At 64.3% G+C, this 13,309-nt stretch carries 14 protein-coding genes and 1 pseudogene; 8 read left to right on the top strand and 7 right to left on the bottom strand.

The annotated features are described in order from the left end of the window. Positions 1-96: 96 nt before the first annotated feature. The gene (locus ACQP2D_RS05140; RefSeq protein WP_433682563.1) at positions 97-1,017 is read left to right on the top strand and encodes an oxygenase MpaB family protein; all 921 of its coding nucleotides are present in this window, start codon (positions 97-99) and stop codon (positions 1,015-1,017) included. Between the two features lie 74 nt (positions 1,018-1,091). Here ACQP2D_RS05140 and ACQP2D_RS05135 read toward each other — a convergent pair whose 3' ends face one another. The 4 genes from ACQP2D_RS05135 to ACQP2D_RS05120 all read right to left on the bottom strand — a co-directional run bounded on the left by ACQP2D_RS05135 (position 1,092) and on the right by ACQP2D_RS05120 (position 6,233). Further along, the gene (locus ACQP2D_RS05135; RefSeq protein WP_433682562.1) at positions 1,092-1,412 is read right to left on the bottom strand and encodes a hypothetical protein; all 321 of its coding nucleotides are present in this window, start codon (positions 1,410-1,412) and stop codon (positions 1,092-1,094) included. Between the two features lie 267 nt (positions 1,413-1,679). Further along, entirely contained in the window at positions 1,680-3,395 is a 1,716-nt protein-coding gene (locus ACQP2D_RS05130; protein ID WP_433682561.1) for a hydroxysqualene dehydroxylase, read from the bottom strand. A 286-nt stretch (positions 3,396-3,681) separates the two neighbouring features. Continuing rightward, positions 3,682-4,803, bottom strand: a complete 1,122-nt coding sequence (locus ACQP2D_RS05125; RefSeq protein WP_433682560.1) for a serine hydrolase domain-containing protein — start codon at positions 4,801-4,803, stop codon at positions 3,682-3,684. A 566-nt stretch (positions 4,804-5,369) separates the two neighbouring features. Continuing rightward, complete coding sequence (locus tag ACQP2D_RS05120; RefSeq protein ID WP_433682559.1) at positions 5,370-6,233, bottom strand: SRPBCC domain-containing protein; 864 nt, start codon at positions 6,231-6,233, stop codon at positions 5,370-5,372. A 60-nt stretch (positions 6,234-6,293) separates the two neighbouring features. Here ACQP2D_RS05120 and ACQP2D_RS05115 point away from each other — a divergent pair, with 60 nt between their 5' ends. Beyond that, positions 6,294-6,764, top strand: a complete 471-nt coding sequence (locus ACQP2D_RS05115) for a winged helix-turn-helix transcriptional regulator (protein WP_433682558.1) — start codon at positions 6,294-6,296, stop codon at positions 6,762-6,764. Positions 6,765-7,100: 336 nt separating this feature from the next. On the opposite strand, the gene ACQP2D_RS05110 is transcribed toward ACQP2D_RS05115, so the two are convergent. Further along, complete coding sequence (locus ACQP2D_RS05110) at positions 7,101-7,571, bottom strand: Scr1 family TA system antitoxin-like transcriptional regulator (protein ID WP_433682557.1); 471 nt, start codon at positions 7,569-7,571, stop codon at positions 7,101-7,103. Between the two features lie 435 nt (positions 7,572-8,006). Here ACQP2D_RS05110 and ACQP2D_RS05105 point away from each other — a divergent pair, with 435 nt between their 5' ends. From ACQP2D_RS05105 to ACQP2D_RS05095, 3 genes are all read left to right on the top strand, one after another. Then, the gene (locus ACQP2D_RS05105; protein WP_433682556.1) at positions 8,007-8,318 is read left to right on the top strand and encodes a hypothetical protein; all 312 of its coding nucleotides are present in this window, start codon (positions 8,007-8,009) and stop codon (positions 8,316-8,318) included. Positions 8,319-8,323: 5 nt separating this feature from the next. Further along, positions 8,324-8,545 carry a hypothetical protein gene (locus ACQP2D_RS05100; protein ID WP_433682555.1) on the top strand — a complete coding sequence of 74 codons (222 nt, stop codon included), beginning with the start codon at positions 8,324-8,326 and terminating at the stop codon, positions 8,543-8,545. Between the two features lie 92 nt (positions 8,546-8,637). Next, positions 8,638-9,126, top strand: a complete 489-nt coding sequence (locus ACQP2D_RS05095; RefSeq protein WP_433682554.1) for a hypothetical protein — start codon at positions 8,638-8,640, stop codon at positions 9,124-9,126. 62 nt (positions 9,127-9,188) lie between these two features. Here the strand turns inward: ACQP2D_RS05095 and ACQP2D_RS05090 are convergent, their stop codons facing one another. Further along, positions 9,189-9,743, bottom strand: a complete 555-nt coding sequence (locus ACQP2D_RS05090; protein ID WP_433682553.1) for a hypothetical protein — start codon at positions 9,741-9,743, stop codon at positions 9,189-9,191. A gap of 395 nt (positions 9,744-10,138) precedes the next feature. Here ACQP2D_RS05090 and ACQP2D_RS05085 point away from each other — a divergent pair, with 395 nt between their 5' ends. Together ACQP2D_RS05085 and ACQP2D_RS05080 are read left to right on the top strand one after the other, a co-directional pair. Then, complete coding sequence (locus tag ACQP2D_RS05085; RefSeq protein ID WP_433682552.1) at positions 10,139-10,939, top strand: carboxymuconolactone decarboxylase family protein; 801 nt, start codon at positions 10,139-10,141, stop codon at positions 10,937-10,939. Between the two features lie 138 nt (positions 10,940-11,077). Continuing rightward, positions 11,078-11,397: pseudogene (locus ACQP2D_RS05080) on the top strand (helix-turn-helix transcriptional regulator); the annotation flags it as partial. A 90-nt stretch (positions 11,398-11,487) separates the two neighbouring features. On the opposite strand, the gene ACQP2D_RS05075 reads toward ACQP2D_RS05080, so the two are convergent. After that, positions 11,488-11,676 carry a hypothetical protein gene (locus tag ACQP2D_RS05075; RefSeq protein ID WP_433685988.1) on the bottom strand — a complete coding sequence of 63 codons (189 nt, stop codon included), beginning with the start codon at positions 11,674-11,676 and terminating at the stop codon, positions 11,488-11,490. A gap of 306 nt (positions 11,677-11,982) precedes the next feature. On the opposite strand from ACQP2D_RS05075, the gene ACQP2D_RS05070 reads away from it, so the two are divergent. Then, positions 11,983-13,281, top strand: coding sequence for a helix-turn-helix domain-containing protein (locus ACQP2D_RS05070; RefSeq protein ID WP_433682551.1), 1,299 nt, complete (start codon positions 11,983-11,985; stop codon positions 13,279-13,281). The last annotated feature ends 28 nt before the right edge of the window (positions 13,282-13,309 follow it).

The raw sequence follows: 13,309 nt of genomic DNA, 5'->3' as shown, positions 1-13,309 counted from the left end.
CTTAGCCAGATAACGTATGGTCTTGAACTTAAGAATCCTTAGTAACATAATCGATGTACGGCCCATGCGGGGCCGGTTTGGCGGCAGGAGAGTTCGATGACGAGCAACGCGGCTTCGGCAGCATTGCGGCCCACCTCCCTCGACCACACGGAGCTGACGAAGGAACAGACCCGCATCCACATCAACTCCGCGCACCGTCCGTTCACCAAGCGGCCGGTCAAACTGACCGATGCGCTGGACTTCTGGTCCTTCGCCGGGGCCGCGGCCAATGTGGCGATGCAGATGTCGCGCCCCGGCGTCGGGTACGGCGTGGCGGAGAGCCGCGTGGAATCCGGTGCGCTGATGAAGCATCCGTGGAAGCGAGCCCGCACCACCACGCAGTACCTCGCGGTCGCCATCCTCGGCACCGAAGAGGAGCGGCGGGCCTACCGCGAGGCGGTGAATGTCGCGCACCGGCACGTACATTCGCAGCCGGGTGCGGCGGTGAAGTACAACGCCTTCGACCGCAACCTCCAATTGTGGGTCGCCGCTTGCCTCTACATCGGCTTCGAGGACACCTACCAGCTGTTACAGGGCCGGATGAACGACGAACAGGCCGAGGCCTTCTACTCGTCCTCCTCGACGCTGGGCACCACACTCCAGGTCACCGAGGAGATGTGGCCCGCGACCCGCGCCGAATTCGATCGCTACTGGAACGAGGCCTGCGCACAGGTGGTGCTCGACGACTACGTCCGCGGCTATCTGAACGATCTGCTGAATCTGCGCATGATCCACTGGTATCTGCGCCTGCCGTTCCGAAACCTGTTGAAGTTCCTCACAATCGGCTTCCTGGCCCCCATTTTCCGCGAACAGCTCCAGGTCGAATGGACATCCGCCGACCAGCGCCGCTTCGAGCACCTGTTCGTATTCGTCGCCTTCGTCAACCGCTTCATTCCGCGATTCCTTCGCCACGGCGGCACCTATGCGCTAATGACCGATATCCGCCGCCGCATCCGCAAGCACAAAGACCTCATCTGAACTCCGCCCCGTGCCGAGAGTTCGCGACCGTAGTCGAAAGGTGGCTCGAGCGGCTCAATTGAGCGACCCGATGACTACGCTCGACGCACGGCCTGCCGGTGGCGGATGGCGTGGCGGATGGGTTCGGTGAAGGTGTGGGGGTGGTGGTAGACGTGGGGGGCGGCGGTGCAGAAGGTGGTCCGGCCGTGGGTGGTGAGGCAGTTGTGGCGGGGGTTGTCGCGGACGGCTGCAGGTTCGCCGGAATGCCAAGTGGCGCTGTCGTATTCGAGACCAATTTGCCATTTGCGCCAGCCGAGGTCTAAGCGGCGCAGACCATCAGGTGTCTGCACCTCCAGTTGCGGCTCGGGATGGGGCAGGCGCGCGTCGATGCACCGCAGGCGCGTGCGCGACTCCATGGGGGACTCCGCTCGGGAATCGGCTAGCGGAATCAACTCAGCCGCTTGCGTGCAGCCACGCCTGCCCGCCTGCCTTTCGATCTCACCACCCAACTCCGCACGCGAGAGCCCTTGACGCAGCGCCAGATCCAGGGTCGGCAGGCACCAGCACCTCTCCCCACCCTGTCCACACCCACCACCCTGTGGATAGTTCGCCGACAGTAGTCAAAGGGCGGCTTGCGCCCTGTGTTCTCGCGACCATTTGACTACCGTCGACTGGGGCACGGGCTAGCGGGTGGGGTAGCGGCGGTCGATGAGGTCGAACATGTTGGGCTGGCCTGCTTTGTAGAGTTCGCGGTCGATGAGTTTGAGGGGCTCCCAGAGGGGCATGGTGAAGCGGGGGGTGATGGTGGCGGGTGCGGCCGGGGAGCCGGAGGCGTGCAGGATGGCGTTGGCCGCGAGGCGGCCGCCTTCGTTGGCGCCCTCCATGCAGGCGACGTTCATGCCGGTTTTGATCCAGTCGCCCGCCAGGAACAGGTTGTCGATGTCGGTATAGGCGTCGGGGCGGTCGGACCAGGAGCCCGGGTTCTGGATGAAAATGGCGTCGTCGTAGCCGATATCGGGGGTGCCGGCACCAGTGAGGGCGGGGTCGATCATCCAGGAGTGCAGCATTTCGTCGGCGAGCTGGATGTCACCGTCATCATTGACGTGGGCCTTGATCTGCGCCCAGGTTTCGCGGGCGATCTCCTCGGGTGTGCATTGTTCGGCGGTCTTGCGGTTGAAGGTGCCGGGCTCCTCCCATTCGGAGATGATGGCGGAGAGCACATCCTGGACGGTGCCGTCGCCGTAGGTGGTCAAGGGTCGCCGCCAGAACTGGGCCTCGCTGATCGAGGTCAGGCCCCAGGGTGCGTCGTTGTAGCCGACGTGGCCATTGGCCAGGTCGACCCGTTTGCGCAGGAAGAACTGGATGCCGACCATCCACGCGGCCTGGAGGTTTCGGATGCGGTCCAGGGTGGGATCGGCGGCGGACAGGTCATCGGAGAGCAGGTCCGGGAATTTGTCGAGCGGGATCGCCGAGAGGTAGTAGTCGGCCTCCACCGTCCGACGGGCGCCGCTCCGGTCGGTCACGGTGGCCGAGGTGATGTGTGCGCCGTCGCTACTGAAGCCCGAAAGACGTTGGCCCAGTGCGAAGGTCACGCCGATCGAGCGCAGGTAGTCGATCCACGGATTGATCCACGTCTCGGTGGTCGGGCCGTTGAGTACGCGGTCATTGCCCTTGCCGTCGGTGTCGTTGTCGAGGTTCAGCAGCGACCAGACATACTCCTCGCCGACCAGACCGATCGAATGCGCGCTGCAGTTGCGGGATTTGGTGGCCACGAGTTCGCGAATGAAGCCGTCGCCGAGGAAGCGGTTGTACTCCGGGGACGAATTGTCCAGGCGCGCGAAATCGGTCCAGGTCATTCGCTCCCACTGACCGAATTTGCGCTCGGTGCTGCTCGAGACGTAGACGGCCAGTCGCTCCGCGGCGAACACCGCCTCGGGTAGCGGCAGGCGGAACAGCGACTCGAAGACCGATGCGACGGAATCGATGAATCCCTGGGGCGTCATAGGGAATTGGGAGAACGGTAGCGGGAACGGCAGCGGCACGGTGAGGTTGTGCCGATTCATGCCCGCGATCATCGCCGCATTGAGGCGGACCAGGTTGTCCCACACGCCGTTCGCATTGCCGGGGAACGGGATCCGGCGCAGCGTATCGGGCAGATTGTGATAGAAGCCGAAGAAGCTGCGGAAGCCGTGTTCGCCCGGCAGTTGGCCCCCGCCGGAGTCGGCGTAGATGCTGCGCGTCTTACCGCCGAAGGCATCGAGCTTCTCGTACACCGTGACAGCGAATCCGCGCTCGGCGAGCTCGTGCGCGGCGGTCAGCCCCGCGGGGCCCGCGCCGAAGACGGCCACCGACCGGTCCGGCTGGGCGCTCGCACGGCGGCCGGTTGGCGCCAGTGTCATTGCGGCGGCGACACCTCCGACCAGGGCGGCATTCTTCATGAATGTGCGTCGCGAGTGCGACGGGGACGGCTTCTGCTGCATTGCTGAATCTCCCGACCATCCGGCCTGCACGTCCATGTGCGCCGCACAGGCACCTGCGTTGTCGAGATATGTTACTGAAGATTCTTGTCGGGCGTAGGCGATTTCGCGTGTGCGACAGCGAGCGAAAGACGGTTATGAGATAGCCAAAGATCACACAGCCGAGGATCGATTCACGATGGGCTGATGTTGATGCAAATTCTGTTCATCAACAAAGAGCGTGCGACAGCATGGCGGTCTGATCGGGCTGCTGTTTCGGCGGCTTGGTATAGGCGTAGGTCACTGCTCGGCCGTCCGGTGTCGCGCCGGATATCGTGAGGTACCCGGAGATGCCACCGGTGTGTCCGACATACTCTGCGCCGCAAGGCAAATGGGCGGAGCCGACGCCGAGCCCGTAGGATATGTCGAGCATTCCCATCGGCACACCGTCGCGCATCTCCCGCAGTTCGGCCGCGGGTACCACCTGTCCGGCCAGCAGCGCTCGGTAGAACCGATTCAGATCGTCGCCGGTGGAGACCATCCCGCCCGCCCCCCACGGCACCGAAGGTTCGATGCGCGACACATCGGTGATCACGCCGTCTATGTCGGCGTACCCCTTGGGATGCGGGCCCCGGATATCGAGCTCACCCGGCCCCGGCAAGTAGGTGTCATCGAGCCGCAACGGCTTCAGAATCCGCCGGTTCAACTCATCGACATACGATGCGCCCGTGACCCGTTCGATGAGCATATCCGCCACGATGTAATTGGAATTGCTGTACTCGAACCGCGCACCCGGCGCGAAATCCGCTGGCCTGCTGAGGATTATCGCGATCTCCTCCGCGGGCGTCATGATCCGCCCCTCCAGGCCCGCCCGATATTCGTCGACGCGCGGGTCATCGGTGAGCTCCGGCAAACCGCTCTGGTGCCGCAGGATCTGACGGACCGTAATCGCCCGCCCGTCGATCCCGTCGCCTCGCAACACCCCCGGCAGATACGTATCCACCGGCTCATCGAGCCGAACCCTGCCCTCCGCCACCAACTGCAACATCACCGCACTGGTGAACGTCTTGCTGACACTGCCGATCCGCACCCGCTGCGGTGGTGCCGCCGGAATCGGCGCATGGGTACCGATATCGGCGACACCACTGGTGAGCGTGACCGTCTTCCCGTTCTCGGTCAGCGTCGCGATCATCCCCGTGACCCCATCCTCCACCGCCCGATCGATATCCCCCCGCACCACCCGAATCCGGTTCTCCGACACCCCCGCCGACGCATCCGTACCCGCATCCTGCGCACATCCCACGAGTAGGGCAACCAAACCAGCAGCAATACCTATCGTCACAACCCGCATACCTCGAGGGTAGGAATCCTCCCCGCCCCACGCATCGGGGTCGGCCCCTGAGATCGCCCCGAGGGAGGGCCCCTAGTACCACCGGGTGATCATGTGTTGCCCAGACATGGATCGACGCGGCTGTCGCCCTCGGCTGGCATCCGTGGGCAACCGGCGGAGAGGCCACCGACGAACTGGGATGCGCGATCGACGCAGGGGCGCTGAACCTGGGCAGTGACCGTCAGCCGGGCTTGGGTCGAGCTCGTCGGTCATCACGCAGAGAAGCCGGACACCGCTGACTTCGACGTCTTCATCGACCGGAATCCCGCACTGCTGAACAGGCGGCTGCTCACCCGCTGCTATCGACCCTCCACGCTAGCAAGCGTCCCGTCCCGGAGCGGCGGGATCGAACCCGACCTCGCCCCCTCCCCGGCGACATACCGGGGGGCGGATGACGCGGCGCACATTTCCGAGGGCGAATGAAGGTAATGGCGCCGAGCTGCGCGCGGGCCACGACGCCGTGCTCGGCATGCTGGAGGCTGCCCCCGCATCCCCGATCCCGGCGGCGGCTTGACGGTGCGCCCGCGCTACTTGAATTGGATTATCTGGAGGTAGTTCCCGTCCGGGTCCACGAAGGTCCCGAAGCGGCCGGAGGGGCGATCCGCACCGGGAGCTAGCCAGTCCACGCCGGCCGCCCGCAGCCGCGCCTCGATGGCGTCGAAGTCCTCGACATGGAAGTTGAGGATCATCCGGCCCGGCTCGTTGTTCTTCGTCCCAAGGTCGTCGCGCTGGTCGATGACCAGTAGGAAGCCGCCGAGATCGATCGGTCCTTCGCCTGTGTATTCCGGCGCGAGCGTGCTGCGGTACCAGTCCCGCAGTTCCGCCGGCCGGGTGCTTCCGAGCAGGATGCTGCCCGGTTTCAGGGTGACGGCACGAGGTGAGCGCTCGGCGCGCAGCACGGACGCGGCGTCCTGATGAGCCGGGGCGTTTCCACCCTCCTTCGGGTTGGGTTGTCCCACACCGGTACTGATCAGATTCCGCAGACTGCCGCCGATATAGCCACCCCATGCGTTGGAGCACACGTCGTAGCACTCGTACTGCGGAACCAGACCCACGTGCGTGAAGCGAACCTCGGCGCCACCGTCGTTTTCGGAGATTTCGAAGACGATCTCGGTGCCCTTCCATTCCGCCTGGTCTTCGATGAAGTTGAAGTAGTTGTCCAGCACGAGCCATGCGACCTTGCGGCCGGGCACCAGTTCGGTGACGCGGATCGTGCAGCGATGAACATCCTGGTAGCGGTGGACGAACTCGCCGCCGACCTGATCGGTGACGCCCTCGGCATCCTCCGACCACCAACCGCGGACATCGACGATGGCCTCGAAGGCTTCCTGGGGCGTCCGATCCACCGAGAAAGCGGTGGTGAAGTTCTGCTTCGCATCTACTTGCATCATGCAAGTGAGCATAGTCACGGCAACTTTCATGACGCAAGTGGGATCGGTAGACTGGTTCGCATGCTCGGGAAGACCTACGACTCGCAGGTGTGCTCGATCGCGCGCGCACTGGAGGTGATCGGCGAACGCTGGAGCTTGCTCATCGTTCGTGACGCCGTGTTCGGGGGTTCGACCCGTTACAACGACTTCCAGCGCAGCCTGGGCGTGGCGACCAACATCCTCAAGACCCGGCTCAATGGTTTCGTGGAGGCCGGAATCATGGTGCGCCGCAAGTATTCCGAGCAGCCCGACCTGTATGAATACCTGCTGACCGACAAGGGGCGTGCGCTCGCCCCCGCGCTCGTCGCGCTCACCGAATGGGGCGACGAATGGGCGACCGACGGCGAGCCCCCGATTCTCTACACCCACTCGGTATGCGGCGCGGGAATCACCCAGCAAACGGTGTGCGCCCACTGCGGTCGCGTGCACGACCCCGCCGAAATCCAGGCCACGATCGGCCCCGGGATGCCCCCCGAACGTGTACAGACCTGATCTCCGCCAAGACGATGGTCCAGCGGCGGCGAGAAGAATCCCGAGGCTCGCAAAACGGCGTATACGAAGTGATGGAGTCGCAGTCCAAGGTCATCGAAGACTTCCAGACCCTGTTCCGCACCGTCTGCGAGCGCTCACCGGTGTCGATACCGAACCGGCGGCGAAATACCAAGTGCCTGGAAGCGAATCTGCCGCAGCAGACACCCGCCCAAGCCAAGATCTTCTCCCGGCCAGGACTATGGGATTCCGAGTTCGCGCACACCCGGGACACTGGTCACACATCGACTCTCCACATGACACGCCGGTCTTCGGGCCGCTCGATGTACAGATCGCTGCTCATCGCCGGACCTGCACGCGTCGTTCGATGTCTTCCTCATTGCCATCGACATAGAACGCCCGGATCATGCCGCGCGCAGAGTCCGCGGTTTGCAACAGACCTGGTACCAGCTCTTGGTAGGAGATCAGGCGGCGCGCGGCGCGTTCCATGTCGACGTACATGTTGAACGCGTCGATGAACAGTCCACCGAGGGACGTGATCCCGCCCTCGTCCTTGGCCGCCGCTGCCCGCGAGGCCAGTCCGACCGCCTGCTCGGTGGCATCGGGCTCCACCTCGTACAGCGAGCACAACTCACGTACATCCTGACGCCGGGGTTTGACGGCACGACCGGTCTCTAGGCGCTGTAATCCGTTGTAGCTGAGTTGAACTGCCTTTGCGGCGTCTTGGATTGCGAAGCCGCGCCCCTCGCGCTTCTCGCGCAGGAAACGGCCCAGCTGGCGACGCAGCAGCGTCGGCGATTCCTCGGGCATCGGATTCCCCCCCACACAGTGAATGCACTTGCGCTCGAATTCCGAACACGGTTCAACAGCGCATTCGCATCCTGTCCAGGAGCTTTCGACGAGTTCGTCTGAACATTCAGATTTTACTCGAGCAGGTATGCGTCCGGTGGTGTGCTCACCATGCGCTCGGAGAGAACTTTTCCCAGATCAGGAGTTGTTTTCAGGGGCCGAGCGCACGTACCACTGTTGAGATCCGGGAGGTCGGCACGTGCCGAATCGAGAACTGCCGCAGCGAGATCCGTTCGTTGGTCCGCCAGCTGCCTACCGCGGCGCGCCAGCCGATGTGGTCGAACGGTTCGCGGATGCGGTACGCGAGTGGGTGGTCCAGTCCGTACCCACCGAATCGTCCCGGTGCCGGGGTGAGGCGTCCCCCGGCATCGGGCGCACGAACGGCGAGGTTCAGTAATGCGTCGAGATGCCTTGCGCACCACACGAACCCAGGACGGCAGCAAGGTCGCCGTGTGGCAGTTGATCGGCAGTTCCGCTCGCATCCTGCGCCTACAGCTTCCCGGTGCGGCGTTCACCGCCTACCGCCTGCCGTCGCGCACGACGCTGCCGAGCGCCCAACCCGGCACGATCATGTTCGATCCCCACCCGGACCTGGCCGACGCCCGGGTACTACTTCCCCAACACGAGGACCTGTGGAATGTCCTGCGCGACGCCTACTGGGCCGCCCTCCTGAGCCGGACCGATCTCGCGAACTCGTTGGAGCCGTGACGCATATGTCCCGGCCACCGCGAAAGGAAATCGCCCGTTCCGTCAGAGCGCTGCTCATCGCCTTCCACCAAGACACTTGGTTCAAGCTCGGACTCGCTCCGACGAACAGCCGCCCACTGTGCCAATGCGCGGACGGCTCTCTATACGAGGTCGGCGAAGACGGCTGGCCCACCGAGTACGACGAAATCCACACCGCGCCAGCCGATTATGTCGCGCATATCGAATGAATACCTTGCAAAGGTTGCAGCTTGTGCGAGGTAATCACTGGGTATGCGACAGCCAGAGGTTCCGGGATCCAGGCGGTGGTTAGGATCGGGCGGTGTCGACCATCGCTAGGCACGCCCTGCCTATCGATGTGGATTGGGTGCGGTGGATGGTGGGGCCGGCAGGGCGATGTCAGCGGGATGCGTTGGAGCGCAGCCTGATCGAGTACGGATGGGGCGCATATTCCGAGGTTTCCGCGCTGCCATGGTGTGAGAGTCAGTGCGCGCCATTTTATTTCGGAATCGATGCCAGTTCTGGATCGCCCGATTGCACGCCGTGGCGTATGGATTTCGGCTGCCTTCCTGGAGTGGACCACGACGGCATGCAGTCCATTCAGCTGGGCTGTGCGCTGAGATGGCCTGCTTTCGGCGAGGATCCGGATGACCCGGCAGGATTGCCCGTTGCCATGCACAACCTCGGCGTGCTGGCGTATCTGCGAGGAGCGCGCGAGGATGCGATCCGGTGGTTCCGGATGGGCGATGCGGCCGACCGGCAGCCAAATGGGCACTTGGATCGAGCGCGGCGAATGTTGGCCTGGCTGTGAGGAAACGAGCGACTACGACACGGTGGGGCGCTGAACCTTTCTGAAGGCACCAGGGCCTCGGCTCAATTCGCGGGTGCCACCCGGAGTTTGGGATCGGCTCCAGGTGAGTGGAGCGGGGTGAGCACGGTGTCCGGGTACACGACTTTCGTACTCGTCCAGCGGAAGTCCAATTCGTCATCCGTAGGGAACCACCAGGTCGCAGCCCGCATGGGATTTCCAGCGCAGAGGAACAAATAGTAGGCCGTTGTCGGCTTGTCGTCGCCGTAGGGACCGGGCAAGTTCTCCCAGCACATTCCCGGGGTATTCGCGAGTTCGTTCAACTTTTCGGCTTTCATGCCCGGCGTAACGACCACCATGGTGTCCCACTCGTCCTGGAGACCGGCGGCTCGGGTGATTTCCACCATCTTGACCGGTATGTCACCGGAAGCCGCCTGCCTCGCGGCAGTCAGAAGAGTGAAACCACCGTTCGGCGATGAACCGCCCGAGCGCACGTCGAACGAAGCACGACAGTCGGCGCCCGCCACCTCCCGATTACCAGAGGACTGGTCCGCCCCACATCCGGCTGCCAGCAGCACCGATACCAAACCGGCGACGACAGCCAGGGCTCCGACTCTCATCAGATGATCACTTGCTTCCGGATAGCGGAATACCGACGCCAGCTGGCGATCCGGTCATCGCCTCGGTCACCCGATTGCTCCAGGTGATCTGCGGGGCGGGCAGTCGACTGCCATCGGCATTCGAAGTCTGAGCCGGACCGATCTCTCGCGAGTACGACGAATCCACACCACACCAGCCGATTAAGGTCGCGCATATCGAATGCATACCTCGCATAGGTTGCAAGCTTGTGCGAGGTAATCACTGGCTGTGCGACAGCCACTGATGTCGACCACCCACACGGGGAGCAGGTCTGGTGGTTGTGGTGGGTGGTGGCTGTGCCGAGGTCAGGGGTCTTGGCCAGGCGGGCGAATCAGTGCTTGCGTTGGAGTGCGCTCCAACTTTTAGAGTTCGGTGCATGACGAATGCACAGGCTTCTACCAGCAATGATCGTTTCGAGCGTGGACTGGAGCTGCTTCGGCAGGTCGGTGGGCAGGAGCGGCCCGCGGTGCTGGACAGTCTCGCGGATATCGCGCCGGACCTCGGACGGCTGACCGTCGAATTCGGGTATGGCGACATTCTGTCGCGGCCCGGACTGACCTTGCGGCAGCGGCAGTTGGCGACAGTATCCGCGCTGGCGGCGATGGGAAATGCGGCGCCGCAGTTGCGGTTCCACATCGACGGGGCGCTGAATGTGGGGTGTACGCGGGAGGAGATCGTGGAGACGCTCATCCATGTCAGCGTGTACGCGGGGTTCCCTGCCGCACTGAACGGGCTGGCGGCGGCGCGCGAAGTGTTCGACGCCCGGACCGATCTCCCGGCACCGACCGAACCGGCACCGGCCCCGAGCGGTGACCGATTCGAGCGCGGGAGCGCGAAGCTCGCCGAGATCGATGGGCACGCGGGCGAACAAGTTATCGACTCGCTGCGCGATATCGCCCCGGATCTGGGACGCTACATCATCGAGTACAGCTTCGGCGATATCTACTCGCGGCCGGGTCTGGACCTGAAGACCCGCGAAATGGTCACCGTCGCCATGTGCACCGCACTCGGCACCGTCGCGCCGCAACTGGGCGTGCACATCCACGGTCTGCTGAATGTCGGCGGCACCGAGACCGAGGTCGTCGAAATCATCACGCAGATGGCGGGTTACGCTGGATTTCCCGCCGCACTGAATGGAATCACCGTGGCGCGTGCGGTTTTCGCCGAGCGCAACTGATGCCCGCAGCGAGCCGGTTCCGGCAGCAGAGCGGCCAACGCGATCGCGACCACGGGTATTAGCGCAGTGTGGTGCGGACGGCTTGGGGACCATGACCATCGGCAATGGCCCCGAGCACCGGCACGAACAGCCCGCCCGCGCGAACTGATCATCGCCTGCTCGGCCCCCGAGGACCTGCCGCCGACGAACTCGCCCGCCTGCGCCAGACGGTGGTGTGGACACTGGCCGAGCTCGGAAGACAGATCGGTGCGAGTGAACGCACCCTCGCCCGCCTGTTCCGCACCGCACTCGCCCCGACCTATCCGCAATGGCGCGCCCAGCTGCGCCTGCACCGCGCGTTGCAACTGCTGGCCGAATCACTTCCGGTTACCACCGTGGCGCACCGCTGTGGATGGGCCAGCGCCAGCACCTTTATCAATGTCTACCGTCGCACGCTCGGGCATGGGCCCGGCGCCTACCAACGACGCCACCGAGAATCTCCGCACCCGAACCCGGTGCGGCGCTCGACAATTGAGCGCCGCACCGGAACCCCTCATCAGGGTATCGGGCTACTTCTCGGCGGTGCGCCGGAAGCAGTGGGCGGAGGCGGCCAGGTATTGGCGACAGCGAGCGCCGTGGCCAGCGTGGACGGACAGGATGAAACGGGCCCGGTCGTCGCTGAGACCCACCGGTTCTTGGCCGCAATCCCGGCTCTGCACCAGCCACAATTCCCGGATATCCGAATGCAAAACGTCCATTGTTCACCTCCGCGAAAAGATAAGTGCACCCGGCACCGGCAACCCCGCCGAAGCCCGCCTTCAACGCTGTTGGATCGGAGCAGCGTCGGGACCGTGCGTCGGGCCACGAAGAGCCAGCGCCCCCGAAAGGGTTTGGGGCACAAACACCGGTGCCGGGTACCGCTTCAGCGTGCACGTTGCGATTCGATCGATAACAGAGCCGAATGTGGTAAATGCGAGTAATTTTCGATTGAATCAGCCTGGTACGAGGAAGCGGGACCTATGGTTGAGGTCGACTGGACCGGCGAGGACGTACACGCTCTTCGCATGGCGATGAAGCGAAGTCGCTATGAGTTCGCGCGCTTGGTGGGCGTCACCCCGCGCACCGTGATCTTGTGGGAGAACGGCCGGACAACCCGGATGCATGCCGCAAGCAGGCGTTTGCTCGATCGAGTGCTATCGGAGGCCGATTCGGTCGTCATCGCGCGATTCGAGCGCGCGATCGCGACCGGCCCACTGACAACCCGTGACATCGGAGAGGCGAGCGCGGCGCTCGATCGGACACAGCTCGGTAGGGACATCGGGCTCGACAAGGAAGTCGAGGATGACGACGTGAGAAGGCGATTACTGCTGGCCTGCATCGGCGCGGGCCTGGCGGGGCAGGCGGCCGATATGGTCGCCAGCGAACCGGAGAAGATGCTCGCGACCCTGGACGCCGGGTCGATGAGCGAACGGCGGCTAGGCTTCTTCGAGCAATCCACCGAAACCCTCGGCGCCCGGGTGGTGCAGGTGCCGCCGCACGAGTTGCTGCAACTCACGCTCGACCAGTTCCGCGCGGTCCGTGCCAGTCTCGCGGAACGCCAGGCCACCCACCATCAAATCCGACTGGTCCGTACCGCGGGCCGCCTGGCGAATGTCGTCGGCGAAATTCTGTTCAATGAGGGCCATTTCGGTCAGGCGCGAATGTGGTACACCACCGCAATTCACGCCGCCCAGGACATCGGCGACCGCTATTCCGAGGACATCGCACTGGCGGGATTGGCGTATTTACCGACCTATAGCGATAGTCCGAAGGAAGTTTTGAACCTGCTCGGCCCGCGTCTCGAAGAAAATCCGGGCCATGGTCCGGCGGCGGCCTGGCTGTGGGGAATGGCGGCCCGCGCGCACGCCAGCCTCGGTAATTTCGACGGCTTCGCCCGGAGTATCGCGAGATCGGAGCAGGCGCTGGAAAATGTTCCCGCAGAACAGCTCTCGATCGGCATCTTTTCCTTCCGGCCGGAGAAGCTGGCCTTCTATCAGGCCATCGGCTACTCCCGCTTGGGCCGCACCGAGCAGACCGCACGCGCCGCCGCGCGAGCTATCGAACTCTACGACCCGAGCGAGACCATGGAGCCCGCGCTGGTCCGGTTCGAACACGCCACCGCCCTGCTCGGCTCCGGCGAGGTGGACGAGGCCTGTTCGGTGGCCACCCGCGCGATCACCAATGGCCACACCTACGTCGGCCTCACCGTCACCAAGCGCGCCAAACAATTCGACTCCGCACTGTCGACCTTCCAGGGTCGCGCCGTCGCCGACTGGCGCCAACAAGCACGAATGATCATCAACTCCCCCCGCACCCGGGCCTGAGGGGGCGGGGCGCACCGATCGGCAGGGG

The sequence above is a fragment of the Nocardia sp. CA-119907 genome (assembly GCF_050955995.1).
In the GTDB taxonomy this organism is placed as follows: Bacteria; Actinomycetota; Actinomycetes; order Mycobacteriales; family Mycobacteriaceae; genus Nocardia.
The sequence above is the reverse complement of the archived record's forward strand: the minus strand, read 5'-3'. Positions and strand labels throughout refer to the sequence as shown.